Source organism: Exiguobacterium sp. UBA6282, assembly GCF_002440475.1.
Lineage (GTDB): Bacteria > Bacillota > Bacilli > Exiguobacteriales > Exiguobacteriaceae > Exiguobacterium_A.
In genome coordinates this window covers 76,274-101,511 of record NZ_DJUM01000047.1, presented here as the reverse complement: position 1 = coordinate 101,511, position 25,238 = coordinate 76,274, and the positions used below count along the sequence as shown (strand labels likewise).

Sequence of the window (25,238 nt, the reverse complement as noted above, 5' to 3'; positions counted from 1 at the left end):
TGTATTAATCAGTGCCACCATACATTCGAAGATATTCCGGTAACACTTTGACGGTAATTGGCGTATGGATGGCTTTTTCACCATCTGTATCAATGACTTTTGCTTCTTTTGTCTTTAATTGAAATCCGCTCGTCAAGATATGGGTAAAAGATGGATCATTGGCGAGTCCAATTTTTTGAAGGATGACGTCCCGGATTGTCGTCAGATTTACCTCATCAACAATTACCAAATCTAGTTTCCCATCATTATAAGCTCCATCCGACAAATTCGTCTCGATTCCACCCAGTGATTCTCCATTTGCTGCCAGAATCAATACTGCTTCACCTGTCATATGACGACCTTCATCTAAAATTAATTCATATTCGAATGGTTTTGCTTCTAAACTCGAGCGAATCGTCGATAAATAATACCCCATCTTCCCAAGACGTGCTTTTTCTTCTGTATCGATCCCAATCGATGCTTCGGCGACGAGACCGACACCGAGAAAGTTCAAGAAATAGCTATCTCCGACTTGCCCAAGGTCGACTTGAACGACATGTTGCATAGCAATTGCTTCTGCTGCAAGCCGTGGCGCCATCGGTAAGCCAAGTGTTCGTGCGAAATCATTACACGTACCTCCAGGAATAATGCCAAGTATCGGGCGATTTTCTAATTTCGCTACACCATTGATCGTCTCAAAGACCGTCCCATCTCCACCGATGACGACGACAGCGTCAAACGCGGATGATTCTTCCGCAAAATGCATCGCATCTCCTGCTTGTTTTGTATTTCGAATGACGATCTCGTCGAACAACGTACTTAACGGTTCGATGACTTCTCCAAGTAATCCTGTACCATTCGTACCGGCTGTCGGGTTACTGATCAGTAATAGTTTCATTGGATGATGCCTTCCTTCTTCAAGTAATCGCGGGCGACCGCATTTGCAGTTTTTCCACCATACGCGACAGCTTCGTTCATTTTCGACATCTCTTCATCGGAAATCTTACCCGATAATTGCTCAAGCGCTTGTTTTACCTCTGGATACTCATCGATTGTCTCTTGACGAAGTAAAGGTGCTCCTTCGTACGGTGGGAATAATTGCTGATCGTCTTTTAGAACAAGCATGTCGTATTTCGCAATCTCTGGATCGGTCGAGTACGCATCAATGACATCGATTTCACCAGATTCAATCGCTTTATAACGCAATTTCGGTTCCATCGTGACGACCTTATTGAAATTGACATCATATTTATCTTGGATTCCTTTATAACCATCTTGGCGATCCTTGAATTCTAATGTAAATCCAGCCGTCAGTTGATTCGCGACCTGTTTTAAATCAGAAATCGTCTTTAAATCGTAGCGTTCCGCTAATTTCTTCGGAACGGCTACAGCATAGGTGTTGTTATAGTTCATTGGTGGCAATAAGGTCAAATCTTGTTTTTTCAGACCGGTTTTCGCCTGTTCGTATACTTCTTTTGCATCGTTTGATTTTGGTTTTTCATTCGTCAAACTAGCGAGCACCGTTCCTGTGAATTCTGGATAAGCATCAATGTCTCCTGACTCGAGTGCTTTATAAACGAATGTCGTCTTCCCGAAGTTTGGTTTGACTTGAACCTTTAAATCCGTCTCATCTTCGATGACGATTTTATACATATTCATTAAGATCTCCGGTTCCACGCCCAGTTTTCCGGCAACGACGAGATCTGGTCGTTCGCTACGGCCGAATGCGAAAGGTGCGATGACGATTGCGACCATTAAGACGACTGCCGTCACGAGACGTGCCGTCTGCCGCTTACGAGTTGCGACTTCCGTTTGGCGTAGTAAACCGTCAAATAGAAGAGCAAGGAGAGCTGCAGGAATCGCACCAAGCAAAAGGAGATAGTTATCATTACGGTCAATTCCAAGGAGAATGATCGACCCTAGTCCACCAGCACCGATCAAAGCGGCAATCGTTGCCGTACCAATGATCAATACCATCGCCGTTCGAATTCCGGCCATCATGACAGGCAAAGCTAACGGAAGTTCGACTTTCCATAGACTTTGCATCGGGGTCATCCCACATGCGCGTGCCGCCTCTTTGATTGAAGGATCGACTTCGGCGAGACCTGTGTAGGTATTACGAACGATTGGTAATAAAGAATAGAGAACAAGTGCAATGATAGACGGGACTGTACCAATTCCGACAAGTGGAATCATCAGACCAAGTAGCGCTAATGATGGAATCGTTTGAATGACGGAAGTCATACCAATCGACCACTCACTCAGACGTTTATTCCGTGATAAGTAGATCCCAAGCGGAATGGCGATGATACATGCGATAAGTAACGAAATGACCGATAGTTGAATATGCTCAATTAACGCTTGAAGCAATTCACTTTTCCGATCTTGATACGTTTCAATCAAGCCGTTCATTCGACTTTCCCCCTAACTTGACGCATGAACTCTTGAACAAATGGATCATTACTCGCTAGTACTTCTTCCTTTGTTCCGATGAAAGCAATCTCCCCAGCATTCATCAGACAAATGCGACTGCCCAGTTTTAATGCCTCGTTCATATCGTGCGTAACGAATAAAATTGTTTTTCCAAGCTCTTCGTTTAGATGCAACAAATCATTTTGTAATTGTTCACGTGAAATTGGATCAAGGGCGGAGAAAGGTTCATCCATCAAGATGACATCTTGCTCTGCTGCGAGCGCACGCATGACACCGACACGTTGTTGTTGCCCCCCCGAAAGTTCACTCGGATATTTCTTCTTAAGCGATGTGTTTAAACCTGTCAGACGGAATAATTCATCGACTCGACGCGCCACCTTTTCTTTGTCCCACTTTAATAATTCTGGCACGACACTGACATTTTCTTCGATCGTCATATGTGGAAAGAGGGCAATCTGTTGTAAGACGTAACCGATTCGCCGCCGCAATTCATGTTCGTTGATTGACATGATCGGCTCACCGTCGATCCAAATTTGACCCTCTGTGTGATCGATCAATCGATTGACCATCTTCATCGTTGTTGTTTTTCCGCAACCCGATGGACCAATCAAACAAAAAATCTCACCCTGATCAACGGTGAAGTTAACGTGTTGCACCGCTTTTGTTCCATCCGCATACGTTTTGCCGACATCTTTGAACTCAATCACTCCTCATCCCTCGTTTCCCCTGTTTATTATCTTTGTAAAATTCCCCTTTCTCTCGTATTCTAAAACCTATTTTGACCAATTGATCTCTTGTTTCCTAAACAATTTGTTTTACAACCGAATACTGATTCATCTTTACTAACACAAAAAAGACGATGGAGTTTACCCATCGTCTAGTCTCGATATTCATTTATTCGAACGTTACTGTCACTTGGCGGCGTCCCCATTCTAGTGCTTCTTGTTTTGATCCTACTAGAAGGTCCATGATTCTTCCACGAATCGCACCACCTGTATCGAGTGCGATTGCGTCACCAAAACCTTCTACATGAACTTTTGTTCCAAGCGGCACGATAGATGGATCAACAGCCACGATCCGACGACCTTCATATGTAATCGTATTCGTGACGTCATAACCTGATGCCGTTAAGGCACGACCATTATACAAGCGGCTTCCATTGTTTTCTGGATTTGTCGTATACGCTGTCGTTTCAAATGTTACCGTACGTTTTGATGAACGATCCGTCTTCACTTGCTTCCGGCTTTGCTTCGCAGCTTGTCTAGCTCTCTTTTTAGCATTTGCATTTGCTTTCTGCTCCGCTTCTGCTTTTTGTTTGGCTACGGCTTGTAATCGAGCTCGCTTTTTTGCCTCAGCTTGTTCCCGCTTTTTTTGAGCAGCTTGACGTTTCATCTCTAACGGATTTTGTACGATCGTCTTCTCTGTTCCAATCCCGATTTGTGCCGCTGAAGCTTCATGATGCGGCAAAAGAATAAATATGAATCCCGCTAAACAGAGGGATAATAGGAATGAAGTTCGTTTCATGTTGGTGCCAACCTTTCTCGCCGTTTTACGACCCGCACACCGTATCACGGCGACAAACCGTTTGAAAAGCGAACACCATGATTTGAAATATATCTGTCAAAAAGTAACGAAATGGTTACACGCTTACAAAAAACGCTCTCATTCGTTGTATAGCAACGTTTTTATATTTTGTAACCGTTCTGTTACGATTTATCTTTTGTTACTCTTTTGTAATAAATGTATCTTTTCGATGTTTTCAGTCATTTCGATTGACCTAACAACACTCCAGCCAATATCATATTTCATTATTATTCATTTTTTTGAATGAACATAAAAAAAGCACACCATAGTAGCTTGGTATGCTTTCATGTATTATTTTGTTTTACGTTCTAACAATTCGATCTCTGACTTTAACAAGACTTGTTTTTCAAATTCTAAGCCGAGTGCCTCAAAGTTTTTCGTATGGGATACATCACCGACGACCGTATTTGTCAATACAGCTGTTACTTCCGCAACCCAGCCTTCTTTTGTTTTTACCATATCACCAACGATATAATCGAATAACTCTTCTGTTTCTTCCATTTGACTCATCTCCTGACACGTTCAATTACAGTTAATCATATAAAATAACGACCAAAAAAGCTAGTCACGCGTCAATTGAGCTAAGAACTGGCGCAAGATTTTAGCGGTTAATCCCCAAATTAGATAATCCCCGTGCTCATAGAAATGCTCCGTGACTGTATACGTACGATCAAGATATGCTTCTCGATTCGCCATTCGTTCGGTCGGCACTTCCTTACCAGGGCGTATCCGCCACTCCATATCCCCTTTGATTGGTTTAGAAGTCATCAATTCTGTCAAGGATACGAGAAAGACATGATCGACTTCTGCCGGTGAAGGATTAAAATCCGTTGCATGTAGAATACCAAGATACGGATAAATAATTGACCGGTTTGGTGTCACGAGTGGTTCGAGCGTTCCAATCACTTCAATCTCGGAAGCACTAACATTTAATTCTTCAACCGTTTCACGGATGGCTGCTGCTTTCGGTAATTCACCGATATCGATCCGACCACCCGGAAAAGCGATTTCGCCTGGTTGCGAACGTAGGGTTTTGGCTCGTACTTGAAATAACAGATAGACTTCGCCATCCTGTTCAACCAAAGGAACGAGTACGGCTGCTGCATGTCGAGGTAAACGTTCTTCTGAATCTACATAGTGTTTTCGGATATCGGCTAAGTTCACCTGCTTCATCGCCCTTCTTGTGCAACATGATGATACGCTTCTTCAAGATGGCGCATACGAACGATCAGATCCGCATTTTTAGCGATCCGGTCCGATAAAATCGATCCCGCTACCGTCTTGTAGTAGGCGTTTAAAGCATTGCGCTTTGTCAGATGAGCCTCGTTCTGACGGATATATTCCTTAAAATTCGCAATCAATCGTTCTGTCGTAAAAAGTTGTTCGTTCACAAGTTTCATCCTTTCACACGTCGAGCGTGTCATCAATAGTTTAATGGTAACGAGTTTTGGCTAAGATGTAAATTAAGGGGGGTTATCCGTGAATAAAAAATTAGATGTCCTCATTATTGGTGCCGGACCAACCGGTTTAACACTCGCACTCGCACTCTCGCGCTATGGATTATCCTTCCGCATCGTCGAACGTGCAAGTGGACCATCTGTCGTCTCCAAAGCCATCGGCATTCAAGCACGTTCCCTTGAATTGTTCGCAAGACTTGGCGTGGCAGAAGATTTAATGGAAAATGCGATTAAAATCAATCAAGGAAACCTCTATGTTAATGGTGCATGGCAGGCAAAGCTTGATTTTACTGATTTAAATACACCTTTTCCGTTTGTTACGCTCTTGCCTCAAAGTGAGACGGAACGGATTCTCGAAGCACGACTCGCCACTTACGGACATACCGTTGAACGAGAGACGGAATTAACAGGATTCGCTCAATTCCCAACGTTCGTTACTGCTACCTTACAACATAAAGGAGAGACAGAGACGGTAGATGCTTCCTTTATCATCGGAGCTGATGGCGCGAATAGCTTTGTTCGTCGAGAACTTGGACTTCCATTTAGCGGAAAATCGTTCAAAGAGTCGTGGGCATTGGCCGATATCGAAGTCGACTGGCCACTCTCTTCCGAAGAGGTCCACATTTTCTTCTCTGATCATGGGGTCATCGAGTCTTTCCCACTTCAGTCGAATTTATTCCGCATTACGGGCAATCTAACGAGCGGACCTGTTCCGACTGATCATAAAGCGATTGATGATTTTTTACAAAATCGAGCCAAAGTACCGTTCGAGCTAAAAAAAGTCCATTGGTACTCCATGTTCCGTGTCCATAATCGAATTATCGAGAAATTTGGTCACCATCGAATTTATTTGATTGGGGATGCGGCACACATCAATTCCCCTGTCGGTGGTCAAGGAATGAATACAGGGATTGCTGATGCGATGAACCTTGCTTGGAAACTTTGGTGTGTGCATCAGTTCAAAGCGAGTTTTCCGTTGCTTGATTCTTACAGTGTCGAACGCCGCGAAGCGGCACAAGGTATCTTACGATCAACGAATTTAGCAACCGAACTCTTGCAGATCAACATTCCGTTTTTGTTGCCTCTACAAGAAAAAGTCATTCGAAATAGTCTCAAGATCGCACCCTTACATCATTTCGTGACAAATCGAATTGCTCAACTCAACAGTCACTACCCAGCAAGCCTGACCTTTGTCACGCAAGGATACTTCAGTCCATTGACACCTAAGCCGGGTGAACCGATGCCCTACAGTGAAGTCGTACATCCGCGGACGAAAAAAAATGAACTCTTGTTACGTCGCGCGGATCGAAATTTCTTATTACTGTTGTTCTTACCAAAAAACGCAACTGACGATCTTCTTGAGCCATTTAAGGAACTCGCCTATACCTATCCAGATCTATTTGAGACAGTACCCATCCATCAATCCCTTAAAGAGGATGGTGTCGTCGATCAAGGTGGCGAACTCGCACGACGCTTCGGCATTAAGCAATCCGGACTATATTTGATTCGCCCTGACGGTTATATCGCGTATCGCCAGCAAGGTTTAAAAAGTAAATCGTTCGCCCGTTATGTTGAACGTTTACTTTATGCGCGCTAACTCGGTATGATAGAAGATGAGGTGAAGGCAGATATGGATATACAACTGATTCGAACGATTTTGATCATTCTTCTGATTGTGGCATTTCTTGTCATCGTCAGTAGACGAGCGAAGGAAAATCTTCGATGGTCGCTTCTCGGAGAAGCATTCGGTGAAAAAGGAGAAGATTTATTGAAGGATGCTGCTCGACTTGAGGCAGCTGATCTAGACATTCGAGTCGAACGCGGCGTCAAGACTTCGTTTTTATTCCGACGCTTCAGTAAAGATTTAGACGATCGCGTAGCGGTGTATGTCTTAAAAGAAGACCTGGATCAAGCCGAGAACATCCTTGCGTCTCGACCAAGACGATAAATTTATAATGAAAGGCAGTGAAGCGTTCGCTTCACTGCCTTTATTCATTCCTGTTGCTGCGCGAGATAAAACGCGACTTGTTTTCGTTCTTGCTCTTGAACAGGAGAGGATTTCTTTGAAACAATGAACGCTCGCACATCTTTGAATGTATGACCCGTCGGAAATTTAATTCGTTCCGTCCGCATCTGTGGTGCATTCGGAAAAAGTGTGATGCCATGAATCGGTATGACGATCCCTTGTTTTTTTAGCGTTTTTCGAACCATTTGGACAATTCGTTTCGATTGATTAATCGGATGGGGTAAAAACACCTTTTTCCCATGCATAGGATCGCTGACATGACAGGATTCTTCCGTCATCCATTCTACGACTGCATCGTTTTGCAACACAAGAAACAACCCTTTTGGACCAATCAAAGCAAAGGGAATGATAATCGTTTCAGTTAGACGTATACGTTCAAATAACATCCAATCAAAACGACATACATGACGGATTTCATTGCAGAGCGCATCTGTTTCATGCGTCATCGTATTCACTTGCTTACTTGCAAAAAAGCGACGGCGTGGTGGTGCCGGAACAGAAGCAGTCATGACTTGTAACATGATTCATCATCCTTTGTAATATGTATTAGTAGTTATCTTAACACCGTTTTCGTATACATGACGATTCTTTCAAAAAGAAGGAAATCAAAAAAGACATTTCTGACGATTGGCAGAAATGTCTTTTTTCATTAGTCTTGATGAGGGCGACCGAAAACCGCCTTCTCAAGATTCGAAATACGACGTAACATATCATAATTGGATGAACTCGACACTTGTGGTTCAACGTGTTCAACACGACGCTCTTCCCGTTTTTCTGGTTGAGCAGGTGCTTGTTTCAACGCCTCATTCTCTTTCTTCAGACGCTCGATTTCACGTTCGAATCCTTCATAGTCTTTAATGATTTGATCCAAGTATCCATCGACATCCTCGATGACATAGCCACGGAGGCCGGTCTTGAATTCCTTTTTGTAAATATCGTCCGCTGTCAACAATGGCTTATACATCCTCTTCACTCCCACTGATCATTGTATTGTAATTCTTGTTCGAGCCAAGATAAATCATCTTGTGTAATCAAAAATAACTGATAATCGGATTGTTCCATTTCCATTCTAGCACGCTCTACTAAAAATTTCGCTGATCCTCCATGCTCTTCATCAAAAACCGACAACAATCCTTGGCTTTTTTGGATCATGAATTCAGTTTTATTACGCAACTGCGATGGATCCGTATACGGTTTCTGACTGATTGCTTCGACAAAGTCAGCTTGTTCAAGAATCGAAAGATACTGTGCTTGGACTGGTTCTTTCCAGCGCGCTTCCTGTTCTAAAAACGGCAAGAGGATACCAAGATGAATATCTGGATACTCTTCTTTTAATTCAAGAACGACCTCGCATGCCCAGATTTCGCATCCAGGCGAGGCATTCGTAATGAACCACTCTGTTCCACGGTCTTCAATCAAGCGAATCATCCGCTCTCGGTATGCTGCCTTTAAGACCCGGATACCCGGGTGTTTTTGATCAAAGATGCCTAGTTCATTTGGTTTGTATCCTGTGATGGCGACTACTTTCACGAGTTACACTTCCTTTTTAACCGACGTTCTCGATGATCCAGTTCAGCTAATATTCGTTCTTTTTTAGTGATTAACCAATGATGCCGTTCGACGTGTTGTCGTGCTCGTTCCGTATAATCATAAGCAAGCACAGGATTTTTTGCAATGTGCTCTGCCCACTTCGCAAGTTCGAGATACCCCAAGTAACTATCGCTTTTTAAAAAGCAGTCTCTGGCTTGTTCATGGTTCTTCATTTTTTTATGCAAATACCCTTGGCGTAGCCATCCTTCTGCTGATAATTCTTTAACCTGCTGAAAATGAGCATGGGATCCTTCATGGATTCCAAGATCCGCTAACCAAATCGCGATGTTCTCTTGAATAGGAGAAGGTGCTTCCGCCCGATGCGTGACAAGACGGTTACACGCATCATACAGTCCAACGAGCGTTAAACAGTCATCTAGATGATGTTGTAAGACGCCCGTCATGATTTCCGGTTGCTGATGTTCGACATATTGGAAATAATGCATTGGTGCCAAAAAACCAGGTAGGTCACCTTCCCGCTCGAATCCAATCCGCTCTTCCATCGCTGTCAATCGATACGAGTCATACATTCCTTTAAAAATGCGCCGCGCAACATGGAGTAAATCAAGATGACCGACTTTCGGTAATCGTGGAACACGTTCCCGAACGAAAACGTGTCGTGTCTTGATTTGCGGCCAATCAAAGCTTTTTCCATTATAGGTCACGAATCGGACATCATCCCCGATATCATGCAGGAAGTGATGGTAAAAGGCAGCCTCAAAGTGCGGATGCGGTAAGAAATATTGTCGCATCAACAATCCTCCCTGCTCAAAGCGCGCAAACCCGAGTAAAAAAATCGTCGTTCCGGCTCCCCGCAATCCTGTCGTCTCCGTATCAAAGAAGATGACCTGCTCAAGTGGGACATCCAGCGCAAGTGGTGGATGAGGAAGCTGTAAAGACTCATACACTTCGGCAAAACTCCGGTCTCCATGCCGGTCCGTCAAAGCATAGCGTTTGTCGACCCTGACAATCCACTCTTGTTCGAATGTTAAGATATCCGCCCCACGATCAATCCAGGCTTGTTGCTCTTCAGTCCATCCGCTTGTTGGCTTTAGCGTTTCCATTTCGAGGACAGAAGGCTCTATATTCTCCGATGAGACGTCTGATGTAGATTTCAGCATTCGTCTAAGACGATTTTTCATGATAATTCCTTCTCCATTTCTGCTAACAACTGAATCGTTCGTTCTTTCTCGTCTGCTACGCCGACCATGCCGATACAAGCAGGACAACCGTCCTGGCAAGGACATGTGACAATCGAATCACGCGCTGCGCGTAGCATGACACCGCGTTGTTTGTAGATTGATTCCGCGAGACCAACGCCTCCAGGATAACGATCATATAGATAGACGGTCGGTTGCTGCGTGTGTGTCGCCTTGACTTGCGGCACGACGAAGACATCACTAGCGTCACACATCAAATAAAGCGGAGCAACACGTCGTAAACTATTCGCGACACCTTCCAACACTTGTTCAAGCTCCGTCGAGGAGCGTGCATGATCGGGTAAGGTGAACCAGACACCTGTCGTATGAATCTCTCGTTCTGGTAAGTGAATCGGACCAGACCCGATGTTCTCATGTGTTCCGAACTTGATCTTCTTGAACATCGTCGCCATCCCCCGAACACTGACATCTCCACGCGCAACACTGTATTCTCCCTCTGCATACTGTTCATCTTCTTCGAGAACGGAAAGGTCGACTGAAAAATTAGCATCTGTATAATAATCAACGTCTACTGCACGGACGAATGCTTTTTTCTCCTCAAAATCCAAGTACTCGACTTGGTATTGATCGGCCCCATGCAAATAAATGGCCTCGTCATGTAACAACGTCATTGCACTAAAGGTATCCATCTCGCCGATGACTCGATTCGGTACCTCAGTCTGATCGACGATGATGACATTCTCTTGATCACTGGACCGTAGCGATATCCCGTGTGCTGGAAACGCGTCATTCATCCAATAAAAACGATCGCCTCGCTCGTGCAGGACACGCTCTTCGACTAAGTACTCGAGGATGTCTTCCGTCTCAAGCGTTCCAAATGATTCGCCTTTCGTAAAAGGCAGTTCAAACGCCGCACATTTGACGTGATCGACGGCAATGATCAAATTATCTGGATCAAGTCGCGCTGCTTCCGGGGATTGATTCAAGAATAACTCTGGTCGTTCCGCAACATATTGATCGAGCATACCAGATGAGGCGACAAGAATGATTAGTGCATCATCTTGCCGACGCCCCGCTCGTCCTGCTTGTTGCCAAAGTGAAGCAATCGTACCCGGATAGCCGTTCATGATACACACTTGCAGTTGACCGATGTCGACACCGAGTTCAAGAGCATTTGTCGAGACGATACCTGTGATTTCTCCTTGGCGTAACCGTCGTTCGATATCGCGACGTTCACTTGGTAAATAACCACCTCGATACCCTTCGATGGATCGAGGACCAAGCTCGTGCGGATAGATACTTCTCAGATACGTCAGTAAGACTTCGACGCGGACGCGAGACCGTGCAAAGACGATTGTCTGAAACTTGTTCTTGATGAAGCGCATCGCTAATTGTTTTGTCTCAAGTGTCGCCGAGCGTCGAATACCGAGTTGTGCGTTGACGATCGGTGGTTGATAGACGAGAAAATGTTTACGTCCTGTCGGCGCACCATTCTCATCAATTAGTCCGACTGTTTTCTCCGTTAATCGTTCGGCTAGTTCCTTTGGATTTGCAATCGTTGCACTTGTCATGATGAAGACGGGATTACTGCCATAATACCGACAAATCCGTCGTAAGCGACGAATGACATTCGCGACATGACTGCCAAAGACACCGCGATACGTATGAAGCTCATCGATGACGATATATTTTAAGTTCTCAAATAGTTCGATCCATTTTGTATGATGTGGTAAGATTCCGGAATGTAGCATATCTGGATTCGTAATGACGATGTTCCCGGCTTTTCGTACTTTTGTTCGAATCGTCGGTGACGTATCTCCGTCATATGTGAAACAACGGATTGGAGCCTCTAATTGATCGATCAGTTCGAGTAATTCACTATTTTGATCTTGTGCCAGCGCTTTTGTCGGGTACAGATACAACGCTCGTGCATTTGGATGTTCGAGCAAGTGTGATAAGACCGGTAAATTAAAACAATAGGTCTTTCCCGAGGCGGTTGGAGTGACGATGACCGTCGACTCGCCTGCTTGTACGCGTTCATACGCCAATCCTTGGTGACGGTATAACTGAGTGATGCCACGTGTCCGGAGGGCTTGGCGCAAGCGTTCCGGTAACTGTTCTGGAAAATCGACATAGTGTCCCGCTGTCGCTTCCATCGTTTTCATATACGTAATCCGCTCCATGAATGAACGGTCCTGTTTCAATTCTTCAAGAAATGCAACGAGCGTTTGTTTCGCTTGCATGCCTTCACTTCCTTCCACTTTTCATTATACAAAAAAAGAAGCAAGACCAAAGAACGATCTACTCGTCTTTGGTCTTGTCTTTCTTTACAAGTCGTGCTTATGGTGTTGTAGAATTCGTAGCGTCGTTTCCACGACCATTATTTCCATTATCATTCGAGTTGTTTCGTTCCGTTGAACCGTTCGAATTGTTTTGTGCATTCGCACCATCATTTGAATTCGGTGTATCTGTTGACGGTTCATCTGTCGTTGGTTCGTCTGTCGTTGGCTCGTCCGTTGACGGTTCGTCCGTCGTTGGTTCGTCTGTCGTTGGCTCGTCCGTTGACGGTTCGTCCGTCGTTGGCTCGTCCGTCGTCGGCTCGTCCGTCGTTGGCTCGTCCGTTGACGGTTCGTCCGTCGTTGGCTCGTCCGTTGACGGTTCATCCGTCGTTGGTTCATCCGTCGTTGGCTCGTCCGTTGACGGTTTTTCTTCTTCAGGATCGGTGACCGTTACCGTCGTCGAGACTGGTCCCGATTTTTCTCCTGACGCTTTCGCTACAACTTGGAATATCGAGCGACCTGGCTTTAATCCACTGATACTGATTCGATTCGTCGTACTCGTTCCGACTGTCGATGATTTACCATCAGCATCTGTCATCTTTACTTCAAATGATACATTATCATACCCATTGGCACGAAGCGCAGCGTCATTGTAGTTCCAAGTCAGTTCACCGCTCTTTTTGTCTTCATCGTAAGATGCTTGTAATCCAGTCGGAGCGGGTACCGTCTTTTTTTCAACGACAGGTTCCTTCGTCCCTTTCACGTATAATTCGTTTCCGATACTGAGGACAGAACTTGGTTGTTCAAATGGCGCTGGCGTTCGATCGCGTGTTTTCGTGATGAAATCTTTCCAGATTTGCTGTGCCATCGTACTGTTATACGGACCACTGAGTCCGGATCCATTGTTGTTTCCTGATTTCGTTGTTCCTGTCCAGACACTGATCGAGACATCAGATGTATATCCTGCAAACCAGACATCTTTATAAGCATTGGTTGTCCCTGTCTTACCGGCTGCATCAAACGACAACCCAGCACTTGGGAACGTACCACCTGGTTTCAAGACATCACGAAGCATATCCGTCAACATATAAGCTGTGTAGTCTTCCATCGCCTTTTTCGATTTGATTGGTGACTTGATTTTAGATCCGTCACTGTACTCAATCGATTTAATGACGTGCGGTTTGATATAATCGCCCCCATTACCCAGTGTTGCATAAGCTCCTGCCATCTGAGTCGTATTAAAACCATGCTTCATCCCACCAATTGCATAAGCTGGTGAAATCGACTCATCGTCTTTCATTTTCAAGCCAGACTTTTCAGCGAATGCTTCGACTGCATCCCCACCAATTTCTTGGAACGTTTGAATGGCAGGTGTGTTAGCCGAGATTTTCAACCAATGACGAATCGTATTCGTACCACGATATCCATCATAATAGTTTCCAATCTCTTTTCCGTTGACTTCTGTCGGCTTATCCGTCAATTGTTTCGCAGTCGACCATTTGTCATTTTCGATGGCCGGACCGTATGCGAAGAATGGTTTTGCGGATGAACCCGGTTGATGGGGTTCATTTGCATAGTTTCGTCGCGCTGTTCCTTTACCTGGATTTTTACCATCGACGACTGCAAGAACTTCTCCGGTTTGCGTATTAATTGCCGTAGCAGCCGTTTCAGCATATTCCGGTAATTGAACGATTTGATCTTTTTTGATCGCTTCGTTCATATAGTCATGCATCGGCTTATCAATCGACGTATAGATCTTTAACCCTTGACCATAGATATCTTTTCCTTCTAGACCAAAATCATCTTCTAACTCTTTTGATACCATGTCGAAGATGACACTATCATATGATTCATCCTTCGTTGACTTCGGCGCCGGATTGATTAATTTCGAAATTGGTTGTTTGACCGCTTTATCTCGTTGCGCTTTTGTAATGACGCCTGTCGTTTGCATCGCATTGAGGACTTGTGTCTGACGCCATTTCGTTAGCTTCGGATCTCCTTTGATTGGATCATAAGCTGTCGGACGTTGCGGTAATCCCGCGAGCATTGCAGCTTCCGCATAATTCAACTTATCAACTGATTTATTGAAATAGGCTTTTGAAGCGGTCTGGATGCCAAATGAGTTTTGACCATAGTAGTTTTTATTCAAGTACATCTCTAAAATCTGATCTTTCGTATAATCCTGCTCTAAGCGGATCGCAAGCCATTGCTCTTGGACTTTCCGTGTGATTGTTTTATCAAAGCTGAGGAATGATTGTTTGACGACCTGTTGCGTAATCGTCGAAGCGCCTTCAGAACCAAATCCATCAGTGACGTTCGCGATGATGGCACCTCCGAGACGGCGGAAATCAATCCCGTTATGCTGATAAAAACGACGGTCCTCGATCGAGATGAATGCGTCCTTGACGACTTCTGGTACTTCATCGATCGACACATATTCTCGGCTCGTTCCACCTTTTGTGATTTCCTCTTTATTACTTGCATAAATCTTTAACGGTAAAGCATCACGAAGCTCTGCTTCATCAAGCTCAGGTGCCGTAGCAATCGCATATGCCGCAAATCCGCCTCCGATCAACATCATCAAGATAAATAATCCGGTAGCAATCAACAATAACTTTTTCCAGAGTGGACCTTTCCCACCGGATCCTCCACCTGATTTTTTCTTTTGGGGACGTTTCGTCCGTTTCATCTTTTTCTCAGATGACTTCGTTTCTTCACGACNNACGACGTGCGACACGACTTCTTTCCATATGCTATCCTTCTCCTTCAATCAAAAAGTGTCTGAATTGAAATATAGTTCGTCCACTGCCTTTAAATAATCGATAGCAGGGTACGCGCCAGTCTCGACTTTGATACCGTCTCGTTCGATGATCGTCAGCGGAATGGATTTCCGTCCACTTTCGAGTTGATCCCACCAGGGGAACACGTGCTCGACTGAAAGCACATATTGCACATTATACAGACTGAATCGAATGATGACAAAACAAATTCCTCCATGTTCGACACATTGACGCATGTGTGCGATTTGATGGGGGTGAAAATTTTTTATCGGGAAGGACGTTTTATTTGTCGTCTCCTTCGCTTCGAAATCAATATATTTTCCGCGGTAGACACCATTATAATCGGTCGTCGATGGTTGCTTAAAATAAGCTTCTTTGACGACAGCTGCAGATCGCTTTGGATAATCCACTTGAACGATTTGTAACGGAGTGGGTTTCTTGTGAATGATTGCCCGATTATGAGTCAGATAAAACGTATTACTTTCATTCAATAATTTTTCGAGCGTCATCCCACGATTTGAAAAGGTTGAATCGGTTGATCGTGCCTTCTTGATTCGGGTTCCGTGCGACTCGAGTGGCTTTTGAAATTTTTTCCCATTCGGGTAATTCAAAACGATTCCCCTCCTATCGCGTTTATTGTACCATGATATGTGATTGTACCGTATCGGCCGAGAGGAGTAGTTAAAAACCAATGACAATTGAACCGTTATTACAAGAGATTGAACGTATATATCAAGAAGGACGTGCCGGAACCGAATATGACTTCAATCGAGACGTCGTACCGTTCGTCGAACGAGCAGATCAACTGATTGCGCAGTGGCAAACGAATGCCCAAGATAGTCCTTACTTACGTCCGAGCATGGTCGAAAGTGCTGTGGATCAACTGAAGCAGATTTCTGTCCAAGCCTTTCAGCCGAAGACGAGTCTGAAACGTTTCAATGAAACGATTAAATCCGTCCGCTATATCGATCGATTGATGAATGGCGAAGAATAATAATTAAAAACAGGAATTATCTTCCTTGAGTCGAACACCTAATCTATAAGGGAATGTTTCACCGGTTTCACTTGCCAGGCTATAGCTTTTCAGTCGCCTAGCGTGTAAAGTGGCATCAAGAGCATTTCTTTCTTAAAGACTGTGTAATTATCGTGCAATTGGAGGAGATTCATTTGAACAAACGGGTACAATCGAACGTCAAAGGCGTTGATGTCAAAGGATTTCCTAAGAACTCAACCCCTGCCCCGAAGAAATACATCATGTTCGTTGACGAGACAGGAACACCTAAGGGGAATACACAATTCAATCTAACAGGTGTCTTGATGGAATATAAATATGCCATCGATTCGGATGAGACGGGCGAACCGAGTCCGCTTCGTCAACGTTTAATGGACTTCAAGGCAAAAGTCTTTGAGGATCCACATATTCCGCTTCATCTCAAAGAAATTTTAAAAGCCGAACATCCATATGGAAAAGAAGACGGGATCACGATCGATATGTTGCGTCACTTCTGGATTGCCTTACCGGAATTTTTAGTCGATATCGATTGTACGATCGTCAGTGTCGAAGTCGATAAACAGAAGCTGCAAGACTTCTTCTCGACACCGAAGGATCCGTATGTCGTTGCCTTCGCTCATCTGATGAAATCGTTCTATTCCTTCCTTGATGAGACAGAAGCGACGAGTGCACGTGTTGTGCTTGAAAGTCGTGATGATTATCAGAACTTGCTGATTCAAAAGGCATTCTTCGATATCTTCAATTCAGGAACGGTCCATCTCGACGTTGAAAAAAGCCGTCAAAAAATCAAGGGCTTCATCTTTGCTGAAAAAGACAGCGACCTCTACCAATCTGGTCTTGAGATTGCCGATTTGGTCTGCTTACCTTTGTCCCGCGTCCGTCGTGGTGTCATCGAGGTAAAACCACGGTTTGTCCATTATGGGGACGAAAACCGGATTTTTAAAGCCATCAAAGATAAAATTTACATTCGCCGCGATAGCCCGGACCAAGATTTCCGAAACTGGGGTTTCAAAAAAGTACCAATCACGAAAAAGCGTCGTGAATGGTCCGATACCCCTTGGAATGGTTGATGACTCAAAAAAAGTGGATCCGATAGGGATCCACTTTTTTATGGTGTCGCTAATCCTTTTGTCCGCTTTTTCCCTTCTCGACACATGTCGAGTAACGGGCAAGCTTCACAGTTCGGACGTTGTGCCTTACAGTGATAACGTCCAAAGAAGATGAATTGATGATGGAGTTTTGACCAACGTTCTCGTTTGAAACGGCGCATGAGTGTCGCTTCAACCTGTGTGACATTATCCTTCCACCGACAGATTCCGAGACGTTTCGAGACGCGCTCGACATGTGTATCAACCGCAAATGCCGGGACATCGAAGGCGACAGACAAGACGACGTTCGCCGTTTTACGCCCGACACCAGGTAATGCTTCAAGTCCGGCTCGTTCCGTCGGGACTTCACCGTCGTGTTGCGCAAGGAGTTGTGCTGCCAGTGCCTTGATGTTTTTTGCTTTATTCCGGTATAATCCAAGTCGTTTGATCTTGTCCTCGATTTCCTCAACCGGCGCCGCAGCAAGTGAAGCAGGATCCGGATACGCAGCAAATAATCCAGGCGTCACCTGATTGACGAGTACGTCGGTCGCTTGCGCACTCAGTGCGACCGCGACGACCAGTTCAAACGGATTGCGGTGAATCAACTCGCAAAATGCATCCGGAAACATCTCTTCTAACGTCGCTTCAATCCGATTGATTTCTGCTTTCCGTAACATCTACTCAGCCTCCTCGCCCGGCAAGATCCTCAAGTGTCTTGATGCCTTCGCGTTCCCATGTTCGTAAAATTTGATTGATATAAGTCATCTTGCGAACGTTATGATAGACCGCTTCTCGAAGTGCGGCAAGTACCAGCTCTTCCGAAATGTTCTCGATCGTCAACCACTGAATGATTTGCTCCATCTGAAACGGTGACATCATCCCGAGTTCCCGCTCGAATTGTTGGAAGACGGATGGGTTGATCGTATCAAAGTTCGGTGCTTCCTGTTCCGGTGGTGCCATCAGTTTTTCGTAAAGCGGCACAAGCGAATAACGTTCTGATCCGTTGACGTTCTCCATCGCTAGTAATCCTTTTTGTAATAAACCGAGTGTCGTCTCGATCGTTTCCGTCTCGGATAGTCCAAGTCGATTACTTAACTCTTCCGGTGACGGCATCTCCATGCCCTCTGCCCGACAGGCAAACAATTGACCAATCAACGTGAACTCGACAAAACTGATGCCTAACCGTTTTGCCTCGGTGAACAATCGTTTCGGTAAGACGACCGTCCCTTCCTCGAATAATTGCACTAAATTATGATTCATCGTAATTCCTCGATTCTCTAGTCTAAACAAGAAATCGACCCGTCGAGACGATGGGTCGATGTTTTTCCTTACTGCTTATGGATAGAGGCGGTTCAGCAGACGTGGGAACGGAATCGTTTCCCGAACGTGCTCGACGCCTGTAATCCAAGCAACTGTCCGCTCTAAACCAAGACCGAAGCCACTGTGTGGAACAGAACCGTATTGACGTGTTTCAAGATACCATTTATAGGCACCCGTCTCATCAAGACCATGTTTCTTCATCTCAGCGAGAAGTTTGTCATGATCTTCTTCACGTTGTGAACCACCGACGATTTCCCCGTATCCTTCAGGGGCAATCAAATCATCACATAAAACGAAGTCTGGATTTTCCGGATCTTCTTTCATGTAGAACGGCTTAATTGCTTTTGGCCAATGCGTGATGAAGACAGGGCGCGCAAAGCTGTTTGCGATCGCTGTCTCATGTGGTGCACCAAAATCATCCCCGAATTCGATATCGTCGAATCCTTGCTCTTTGAGCATGTCGATTGCTTCTGTATACTTGACGCGTGGGAAAGGTGCTTTAATGTTTTCAAGGACCGTCAAGTCACGTCCAAGCAACTCAAGCTCCGCACGGCAGTTCTTCAGTGCCGATTGCACGAGGTGCGAGACGTAATTTTCTTGGACTTCGAGGTTCATCTCGTGATCGTGGAATGCCATCTCCGGCTCCATCATCCAGAATTCGATCAAGTGACGACGTGTTTTTGATTTTTCAGCACGGAACGTCGGACCGAACGAGAAGACCTTTCCAAGTGCCATTGCTGCCGCTTCCATGTAGAGCTGACCAGATTGTGAAAGGTATGCATCTTCATCGAAATATTTCGTATGGAACAATTCTGTTGTTCCTTCTGGCGCACTACCTGTTAAGATTGGCGGATCCACTTTGATGAATCCTTCTTGGTTGAAAAATTCGTACGTCGCACGAATCAATTCATTCCGAACGACCATGACCGCATGCTGACGCTTTGAACGTAACCAGAGGTGACGGTTATCCATCAAGAAATCCGTTCCGTGTGCTTTTGGTGTAATCGGATAATCGATCGCTTCATGGATGACTTCGATTTTTGAAATTTCCATTTCATGACCGATCGCTGTCCGACCGCCATCTGATTTGATGACACCTGTTACCCAAAGTGACGATTCCTGTGTTAAGCCTTTTGCTTGTTTAAATAAGTCTTCGCCGACCGTTTCTTTAACGACGACACCCTGCATGAATCCAGAGCCATCCCGAAGTTGGAGGAAGGCGATTTTACCACTCGAGCGTTTGTTTGCTAACCAACACCCAATCGTCACTTCTTCTCCTACGTATTTATTTACATCCCGAATCATTGTTTTCAACAGTCAACATCCTCTCTCTATTAAACGGCTGTATGGGCCGTGATGAATCCTTCAATCCGGTCGAGTGCCTCTAAGACACGTGCCGGATCCGTTGCATAAGATAGGCGGACATAGTCCGGTGCACCAAATCCTGAACCTGGAATCAAGGCAACCTTCGCTTCAGATAAAACAGCTGTACACCAGTCATCGACATTATCGAATCCACACATCTCAGCAGCTTGCTTTGCATGTGGGAACAAGTAAAATGCCCCTTCCGGCTTCAGACACGTCAATCCTTTAATCTCGATGAGTCGTGCGTAGATTTTTTCAAGTCGTTCTTCAAAGATGACACGCATCGCTTCAACCGGTGCATCACCCTCTGCATACGCAGCAACCGATGCTGCTTGCGCAATCGATGTCGGATTCGACGTTGAATGGCTCGCTAAGTTCGTCATCGCTGCGATGATCTCTTTAGGTCCAATCGCATACCCGATCCGCCAGCCTGTCATCGCATGTGATTTTGAGACACCATTGATGATGACCGTCCGTTCGCGCATTTCTGGTAAGGACGCGATCGAGATATGTGTCACACCGTTATAGAGCAACTTTTCATAAATCTCGTCACTGATGACGAGTAAATCGTGCTTGATTGCAACATCTGCTACCATCTCAAGCTCTTCTTTCGAATAAACCATCCCCGTCGGATTCGATGGTGAATTCAAGACAAGTGCTTTCGTCTTCGGAGTGATATGTTGCTCGAGCAATTCCCGTGTCACTTTGAAGCGAGACGATTCGTCCGTCTCGAGAATGACAGGGACACCGTCACTGAGTTTAATTTGCTCTGGATAACTGACCCAGTATGGTGCTGGGACGATGACTTCATCGCCTGGGTCGAGAATTGCTTGGAACAATGTCGAGAGCGCATGCTTTGCGCCAGAAGCGACCATGACTTCTGAACGTTCATATGGCATCCATAAGTCACGGCGTGTTTTTTCAATGATCGCATCCTTCAAGGCAACCGTTCCGCCTGACGGCGTGTATTTCGTATCGCCTGCTTCTGCTGCCTCGAATGCTGCTTGAATGATGAATTCCGGTGTATTGAAGTCGGGCTCTCCCGCACCTAAACCGATGATGTCTTGACCTTCTTCACGTAGTGCCTTAGCTTTCGCAGTGATGGCTAGAGTCGTAGATGGTGTCAATTGTCGTACGCGTTTCGATAACATGTCGCCCACTCCCTTTACTTAATTCGTAATCGTTTGATGAAAGATCCTTCTTGATACGTGTAATACGAATAATCATAGCCTGTCTTCGTCTTTGAAACGATCTCAATGACAGCACGGTCCTCAAAACCGTATTTAGCAGACACGATATCTCCGAGTTCCGGATGATCCGCGATGACCGTTTTAATGGCAATACCATCAGCAACTGGTCGCGTCTCAATCGTTCCTTTTTCCGGAACAAACGCCCGTACCGCCTGTCCACTCTGCTTCATCGTAAAAACGACATATTGGCGTTTTCCGCTAAAGACAGATTCGAACCGGACGTCTGTCGGCTTTAGTTCTTTTTTCAGACGCGTCTCTGCTTGTTCCGCGACGCTCTGTTCTCGGTCTTTTGCCTCAGCGATCGTCACCTGATAAACAGCTGTTCCAAGAACAGCCAAGATGAGGAGTGCACTCAGTAGAGCAAGCGTGACTTTCCACTTCATGTGCGATAGATGGTGAAAACCATCTGCTCCTTGTCTTTTTCATCGAGAGCAAGACCGAACATTAAATCTTCCGTTTTCAGCGTCCGGTTCAATAAGTCGACGATTTTATACGTATCGTCATGGCGGTTCACTTTGACGGTCGCAAGTGTTTCAATTTTTGAATCCATCTGTATGTCCTCCCTCATTTTTCTCTATCTATTATAATGCGATAGGGTTTATCTGAATAGACTCAATCGCCATCATTCAAGAACAATTCAAGTTCTGCGGTCAGTTCATCAAGCGGTTTTGATAAAACAGGCACTTTCGGCAGACTCGTAACGAATCGTTTTCCGTATCTCGTCGTCTCAATCCGGCGATCGAGCACGAAGACAACACCACGATCGTTCGTCGTCCGAATCAAGCGACCAAACCCTTGTTTAAAGCGAATGATTGCTTGCGGTAGGCTGTATTCGAAAAATGATGATTTTCCGAGTTTTTCGATCCGTTCCGAGCGTGCTTGGACAATTGGTTGATCTGGTGGCGCGAATGGTAGGCGGACGATGACGAGACAACTGAGATCATCTCCCGGGATATCGACCCCTTCCCAAAAACTAGCCGTCCCGAACAAGATACAGGCATCGAGTTGCTTGAACTGTTTCATCAGTCGTTGCCGTGAACCTTGCGTGACCCCTTGCGAGAGTAATGTAAACCGGTCTGGCAGCAACGGCTTCGTCGCCTCATGCGTCAGTCGTAGCAAGTCGTTCGAGGTAAATAAGACAAGCATCCGTCCCTCCGTCACCTCTGCGATTTGTAAGATTGCTTCCGCAATCGTCTCCGCGAATTCTGGCAATGGCACATCCTGTAAGAGTGGGAGATCCGTCGGAATCATCAGTCGCACATTATCGGCATATCCGAACGGCGACGGCACAACGAAACGACGAGTATCAAAAGCATCGAGTCCTAATCGGTTCTCAATGAATTGGAATTTGTTCGAGACAGTCAACGTCGCAGACGTCAGGATACACGTGCGTTTTGAAAAGACATCGCGTCGTAATCGCTCTGAAATGTCAATTGGTTGTGTGTATACGCGTGTTAGCTTCCGGTTCTTAACGGACGTCTCGATCCAAGATACCGTCTCATCGTGCGGAGCAAGCATCGTCTCGAAGATCGCGAGCTCTGCTTCTTCGATTTGTGCCGTGATCGCTTTTAAATCCGCGACGAGCGAACGCTCCCGATAACTCATTTGCTCCCGATGTTCATGGAACAGTTTATGAATCGCACGAATTGCTTGACGCAAACGTCGCAACACCAATTCAACCCGCTTGGCACTCTCTTGGACGGCACGCATCGAACGATCAAGTCGCTTAAAGCGAATGCTGACCATTCCTTCCCGTCGTGCTTTACGGGAAGCCAGTTCGAGCCCATATGCTTGAACGATCATCAGTAGGCCGTCTGCTTCTTCGAGCAACGTCGTCAGTGCTTCATCGACCGTCTCACTATGGGCTTCAACCATCTCGGCAATATCCCATTCTTCCGACAGATCAAGCAAACGGTGCAATAATTTTTTGTCAGATGAATACCCGAGTTGGCGGAACAGACGATCAAACGTATGACCATCAAAAACGAGACCAAAATGATGGCTCGCGACTTCTTCGATCTGGTGTGCCTCGTCGAGAATCAACGGGCTTCCTTTCGGTAAGACCCCTGCTTCGAACTGCAGATCACTAAACAACAACGCATGGTTCGTGACGATAATCGTCGCATCTTTCGCTTGGCGAATCGCATGCTGGAAGAAGTCCCGACTGTACCAGGGATCAAACCGTCCAAGCTGCGATTGACTATCGGATTGAATCAATTGCTTGATTCCGATATTGCCTTGCGCTGCACCACCCGGTAAGCTGACTTCCTCTAAATCTCCTGTTTCCGTCTCCGTCAACCATACGAGAAGAATCGCTTTTGCGAGCGTAAAGTTATAGACATCCTCTTGATCATTCAAGAAAAACTCGAATTTCCGTAAATCGATATAGTTATTTCGTCCTTTAAGCAATGCAATCTGGACCGGCGTATCGAACAATTGACGCAATAGCGGTAAATCACGCGCAAACAGTTGCTCCTGTAATTGAATCGTGTGTGTACTGACGACAATCGGCACTTCGTGTTCGAGCGCGTAGTGCGCTGCAGGCACGAGATAACCGAGCGATTTCCCGGTCCCTGTTCCCGCTTCGACAAGTAACGGCGTTTCTTGATCGAGCGACTGATAGACATGACGCATCATCTCGAGCTGCCCACGCCGTTCTTCATATCCTTCGAATAGACGAGGGAACGTCACGGCATTCAATTCATCAACGAACGGTCCGAACGGTTCAAGAATGGGCGGATGTGACAAACGTTCTATTGTCTGACGCTTTTTCAAAGCGATTTTACGAAAACGATCGAATCGCTCATCCTCTTCGATGCCGACTAAACGAATCGCATGGTCGATTTCCTCTTCGATGGCACTAAATAGACGTGGTGATAACCGTCTGAGATGTTTTAATGTCTCGAGCGGCAACGTATGTAGTCGCTTGAGTAGTTCAAGTAACAATTCAGCCGTCGCCGAAGCATCACTTCCTGCCCGATGTGCTTCTTGATGAGCAAGATGCAATGATTCTGACAGATGCGACAACGCATGGCTTTCTGCTGTTGGAAGTAAGATTCGCGCAAGTTCTACCGTATCAATGACGGGACCTGTATACGGCAAGTATCCTTCTTCTTCTAACGCATCGTTTAAGAAGTTTAAATCGAACTGCACATTATGTGCGACGAAGACGCCACCATCGAGCAATGATAAAACTCGTGGTGCGATGACATCGAACGTCTCGGCATCTTTGACATCTTTATCCGTGATGCCCGTCAACTGGGAAATGAATGGAGGAATCGGTTGGGTCGGACGGACGAAGGCAGACAGTTGTTCTGTCAACTGTCCATCTTCAATGACCGCCATTCCGATCTCAATCATCTCATCGCCAGCCTTTATGGAATGACCTGTCGTTTCCAGGTCGACTACGACGTACTTTTTCTTCAACACTGATCCTCCACCTTTAATCCATCCTATCCATGATTGGATGGCATCTCATTCTTCATCTTAACAAAAAAGAGACCCGCTGACATAATCGGGTCTCTAAAATTTCATAAGATCGTGTGGGCGATTTCTTGAGACAACATTTGTTTGATGTCATTCTGCTCATTTAGAACAGCCACTTTTGGGACATGTGTCGCAATTTCTTCCGTCGACAATTGCGCATACGCCATGATAATGACCTCATCTCCAACTTGAAAATGGCGTGCTGCAGCACCGTTCAAACAGATGACACCTGAGCCGCGAGCCCCTTTAATCGCATACGTTTCAATCCGCGCACCATTCTGATTGTTCGTCACTTGGACTTTTTCATTTTCAAGGATCCCGACAGCATCGAGTAAATCCTCATCAATTGTAATCGACCCAACGTAGTGTAAGTTTGCCTCGGTGACCCGGGCCTTGTGTAGTTTAGCATGCATGAATGTGCGTAACATC

At 45.5% G+C, this 25,238-nt stretch carries 26 protein-coding genes; 4 read left to right on the top strand and 22 right to left on the bottom strand.

What is annotated here, in order from left to right:
* Window positions 1-4: 4 nt before the first annotated feature.
* From B2751_RS12375 to yvfG, 7 genes are all read right to left on the bottom strand, one after another.
* On the bottom strand, window positions 5-877 hold the full coding sequence (locus B2751_RS12375; RefSeq protein ID WP_035407293.1) for a diacylglycerol/lipid kinase family protein: 873 nt from the start codon (window positions 875-877) through the stop codon (window positions 5-7).
* Window positions 874-2,391, bottom strand: coding sequence for an ABC transporter permease/substrate-binding protein (locus B2751_RS12370; protein ID WP_290775015.1), 1,518 nt, complete (start codon window positions 2,389-2,391; stop codon window positions 874-876). Before B2751_RS12370 ends, B2751_RS12375 begins: the two co-directional genes overlap by 4 nt.
* Entirely contained in the window at window positions 2,388-3,119 is a 732-nt protein-coding gene (locus B2751_RS12365; RefSeq protein WP_035407287.1) for an ABC transporter ATP-binding protein, read from the bottom strand. The genes B2751_RS12370 and B2751_RS12365 overlap by 4 nt, the downstream gene beginning before the upstream one ends.
* Before the next feature lie 187 nt (window positions 3,120-3,306).
* The gene (locus tag B2751_RS12360; protein ID WP_290775013.1) at window positions 3,307-3,936 is read right to left on the bottom strand and encodes a 3D domain-containing protein; all 630 of its coding nucleotides are present in this window, start codon (window positions 3,934-3,936) and stop codon (window positions 3,307-3,309) included.
* A gap of 351 nt (window positions 3,937-4,287) precedes the next feature.
* Window positions 4,288-4,497: a hypothetical protein gene (locus tag B2751_RS12355; RefSeq protein ID WP_023468601.1), complete on the bottom strand. Its 210-nt coding sequence runs from the start codon at window positions 4,495-4,497 to the stop codon at window positions 4,288-4,290.
* 60 nt (window positions 4,498-4,557) lie between these two features.
* Entirely contained in the window at window positions 4,558-5,169 is a 612-nt protein-coding gene (locus tag B2751_RS12350; protein ID WP_035407281.1) for an NUDIX hydrolase, read from the bottom strand.
* On the bottom strand, window positions 5,166-5,396 hold the full coding sequence (gene yvfG, locus B2751_RS12345; protein ID WP_231496844.1) for a protein YvfG: 231 nt from the start codon (window positions 5,394-5,396) through the stop codon (window positions 5,166-5,168). The genes B2751_RS12350 and yvfG overlap by 4 nt, the downstream gene beginning before the upstream one ends.
* Before the next feature lie 79 nt (window positions 5,397-5,475).
* Here yvfG and B2751_RS12340 point away from each other — a divergent pair, with 79 nt between their 5' ends.
* Both B2751_RS12340 and B2751_RS12335 read left to right on the top strand, forming a co-directional pair.
* Window positions 5,476-7,050, top strand: a complete 1,575-nt coding sequence (locus tag B2751_RS12340; protein ID WP_290775011.1) for an FAD-dependent monooxygenase — start codon at window positions 5,476-5,478, stop codon at window positions 7,048-7,050.
* A 33-nt stretch (window positions 7,051-7,083) separates the two neighbouring features.
* Window positions 7,084-7,401, top strand: coding sequence for a hypothetical protein (locus B2751_RS12335; RefSeq protein WP_056062146.1), 318 nt, complete (start codon window positions 7,084-7,086; stop codon window positions 7,399-7,401).
* Window positions 7,402-7,445: 44 nt separating this feature from the next.
* On the opposite strand, the gene B2751_RS12330 is transcribed toward B2751_RS12335, so the two are convergent.
* From B2751_RS12330 to recU, 7 genes are all read right to left on the bottom strand, one after another.
* Window positions 7,446-8,000 carry a nuclease-related domain-containing protein gene (locus B2751_RS12330; RefSeq protein WP_290775008.1) on the bottom strand — a complete coding sequence of 185 codons (555 nt, stop codon included), beginning with the start codon at window positions 7,998-8,000 and terminating at the stop codon, window positions 7,446-7,448.
* A gap of 128 nt (window positions 8,001-8,128) precedes the next feature.
* Window positions 8,129-8,443, bottom strand: coding sequence for a cell division regulator GpsB (gene gpsB, locus B2751_RS12325; protein ID WP_035407267.1), 315 nt, complete (start codon window positions 8,441-8,443; stop codon window positions 8,129-8,131).
* 5 nt (window positions 8,444-8,448) lie between these two features.
* Window positions 8,449-9,009, bottom strand: coding sequence for an SLOG family protein (locus B2751_RS12320; protein ID WP_035407264.1), 561 nt, complete (start codon window positions 9,007-9,009; stop codon window positions 8,449-8,451).
* Window positions 9,006-10,211 (bottom strand): ribonuclease H-like domain-containing protein, encoded by a 1,206-nt coding sequence (locus tag B2751_RS12315; RefSeq protein ID WP_290775006.1) that lies wholly within the window; start codon window positions 10,209-10,211, stop codon window positions 9,006-9,008. Before B2751_RS12315 ends, B2751_RS12320 begins: the two co-directional genes overlap by 4 nt.
* Complete coding sequence (locus tag B2751_RS12310) at window positions 10,208-12,472, bottom strand: DEAD/DEAH box helicase (RefSeq protein WP_290775004.1); 2,265 nt, start codon at window positions 12,470-12,472, stop codon at window positions 10,208-10,210. Before B2751_RS12310 ends, B2751_RS12315 begins: the two co-directional genes overlap by 4 nt.
* A 97-nt stretch (window positions 12,473-12,569) precedes the next feature.
* The gene (locus B2751_RS12305; RefSeq protein ID WP_422653604.1) at window positions 12,570-15,086 is read right to left on the bottom strand and encodes a PBP1A family penicillin-binding protein; all 2,517 of its coding nucleotides are present in this window, start codon (window positions 15,084-15,086) and stop codon (window positions 12,570-12,572) included.
* A gap of 192 nt (window positions 15,087-15,278) precedes the next feature.
* Entirely contained in the window at window positions 15,279-15,905 is a 627-nt protein-coding gene (gene recU / locus B2751_RS12300; RefSeq protein ID WP_215148244.1) for a Holliday junction resolvase RecU, read from the bottom strand.
* Window positions 15,906-15,979: 74 nt separating this feature from the next.
* Here recU and B2751_RS12295 point away from each other — a divergent pair, with 74 nt between their 5' ends.
* Complete coding sequence (locus tag B2751_RS12295; RefSeq protein WP_023468613.1) at window positions 15,980-16,282, top strand: DUF1798 family protein; 303 nt, start codon at window positions 15,980-15,982, stop codon at window positions 16,280-16,282.
* 173 nt (window positions 16,283-16,455) lie between these two features.
* Complete coding sequence (locus tag B2751_RS12290; RefSeq protein ID WP_023468614.1) at window positions 16,456-17,370, top strand: DUF3800 domain-containing protein; 915 nt, start codon at window positions 16,456-16,458, stop codon at window positions 17,368-17,370.
* A gap of 38 nt (window positions 17,371-17,408) precedes the next feature.
* On the opposite strand, the gene nth is transcribed toward B2751_RS12290, so the two are convergent.
* The 8 genes from nth to panD all read right to left on the bottom strand — a co-directional run bounded on the left by nth (window position 17,409) and on the right by panD (window position 25,237).
* Entirely contained in the window at window positions 17,409-18,065 is a 657-nt protein-coding gene (nth, locus tag B2751_RS12285) for an endonuclease III (RefSeq protein WP_035407250.1), read from the bottom strand.
* Between the two features lie 4 nt (window positions 18,066-18,069).
* A complete protein-coding gene (locus tag B2751_RS12280) occupies window positions 18,070-18,648 on the bottom strand; it encodes a DnaD domain-containing protein (RefSeq protein WP_023468616.1) in 579 nt (192 codons plus the stop codon).
* 75 nt (window positions 18,649-18,723) lie between these two features.
* On the bottom strand, window positions 18,724-20,022 hold the full coding sequence (asnS, locus tag B2751_RS12275) for an asparagine--tRNA ligase (protein ID WP_035407248.1): 1,299 nt from the start codon (window positions 20,020-20,022) through the stop codon (window positions 18,724-18,726).
* Between the two features lie 20 nt (window positions 20,023-20,042).
* A complete protein-coding gene (locus B2751_RS12270) occupies window positions 20,043-21,224 on the bottom strand; it encodes a pyridoxal phosphate-dependent aminotransferase (RefSeq protein WP_290774998.1) in 1,182 nt (393 codons plus the stop codon).
* A 14-nt stretch (window positions 21,225-21,238) separates the two neighbouring features.
* A complete protein-coding gene (locus tag B2751_RS12265) occupies window positions 21,239-21,706 on the bottom strand; it encodes a hypothetical protein (RefSeq protein WP_056062159.1) in 468 nt (155 codons plus the stop codon).
* Window positions 21,703-21,873, bottom strand: coding sequence for a YpmA family protein (locus B2751_RS12260; protein WP_012370646.1), 171 nt, complete (start codon window positions 21,871-21,873; stop codon window positions 21,703-21,705). The genes B2751_RS12265 and B2751_RS12260 overlap by 4 nt, the downstream gene beginning before the upstream one ends.
* Window positions 21,874-21,935: 62 nt before the next feature.
* A complete protein-coding gene (dinG, locus tag B2751_RS12255; RefSeq protein ID WP_290774996.1) occupies window positions 21,936-24,752 on the bottom strand; it encodes an ATP-dependent DNA helicase DinG in 2,817 nt (938 codons plus the stop codon).
* Window positions 24,753-24,853: 101 nt separating this feature from the next.
* Window positions 24,854-25,237 (bottom strand): aspartate 1-decarboxylase, encoded by a 384-nt coding sequence (gene panD, locus B2751_RS12250; RefSeq protein WP_029341994.1) that lies wholly within the window; start codon window positions 25,235-25,237, stop codon window positions 24,854-24,856.
* Window position 25,238: the final 1 nt, after the last annotated feature.

Excerpts from the sequence above, each read along its gene's own strand:
- B2751_RS12330 (WP_290775008.1), bottom strand. The coding sequence starts at position 8,000 with ATGTTACAAGTCATGACTGCTTCTGTTCCGGCACCACCACGCCGTCGC.
- B2751_RS12355 (WP_023468601.1), bottom strand. The coding sequence starts at position 4,497 with ATGGAAGAAACAGAAGAGTTATTCGATTATATCGTTGGTGATATGGTA.
- B2751_RS12335 (WP_056062146.1), top strand. The coding sequence starts at position 7,084 with ATGGATATACAACTGATTCGAACGATTTTGATCATTCTTCTGATTGTG.
- B2751_RS12360 (WP_290775013.1), bottom strand. The coding sequence starts at position 3,936 with ATGAAACGAACTTCATTCCTATTATCCCTCTGTTTAGCGGGATTCATA.
- B2751_RS12375 (WP_035407293.1), bottom strand. The coding sequence starts at position 877 with ATGAAACTATTACTGATCAGTAACCCGACAGCCGGTACGAATGGTACA.
- B2751_RS12350 (WP_035407281.1), bottom strand. The coding sequence starts at position 5,169 with ATGAAGCAGGTGAACTTAGCCGATATCCGAAAACACTATGTAGATTCA.
- B2751_RS12370 (WP_290775015.1), bottom strand. The coding sequence starts at position 2,391 with ATGAACGGCTTGATTGAAACGTATCAAGATCGGAAAAGTGAATTGCTT.
- B2751_RS12315 (WP_290775006.1), bottom strand. The coding sequence starts at position 10,211 with ATGAAAAATCGTCTTAGACGAATGCTGAAATCTACATCAGACGTCTCA.
- gpsB (WP_035407267.1), bottom strand. The coding sequence starts at position 8,443 with ATGTATAAGCCATTGTTGACAGCGGACGATATTTACAAAAAGGAATTC.
- B2751_RS12295 (WP_023468613.1), top strand. The coding sequence starts at position 15,980 with ATGACAATTGAACCGTTATTACAAGAGATTGAACGTATATATCAAGAA.
- B2751_RS12265 (WP_056062159.1), bottom strand. The coding sequence starts at position 21,706 with ATGAAGTGGAAAGTCACGCTTGCTCTACTGAGTGCACTCCTCATCTTG.
- yvfG (WP_231496844.1), bottom strand. The coding sequence starts at position 5,396 with ATGAAACTTGTGAACGAACAACTTTTTACGACAGAACGATTGATTGCG.
- B2751_RS12280 (WP_023468616.1), bottom strand. The coding sequence starts at position 18,648 with ATGAATCATAATTTAGTGCAATTATTCGAGGAAGGGACGGTCGTCTTA.
- B2751_RS12310 (WP_290775004.1), bottom strand. The coding sequence starts at position 12,472 with ATGCAAGCGAAACAAACGCTCGTTGCATTTCTTGAAGAATTGAAACAG.
- B2751_RS12260 (WP_012370646.1), bottom strand. The coding sequence starts at position 21,873 with ATGGATTCAAAAATTGAAACACTTGCGACCGTCAAAGTGAACCGCCAT.
- B2751_RS12270 (WP_290774998.1), bottom strand. The coding sequence starts at position 21,224 with ATGTTATCGAAACGCGTACGACAATTGACACCATCTACGACTCTAGCC.
- B2751_RS12305 (WP_422653604.1), bottom strand. The coding sequence starts at position 15,086 with ATGTTGATCGGAGGCGGATTTGCGGCATATGCGATTGCTACGGCACCT.
- panD (WP_029341994.1), bottom strand. The coding sequence starts at position 25,237 with ATGTTACGCACATTCATGCATGCTAAACTACACAAGGCCCGGGTCACC.
- nth (WP_035407250.1), bottom strand. The coding sequence starts at position 18,065 with ATGTTACGGAAAGCAGAAATCAATCGGATTGAAGCGACGTTAGAAGAG.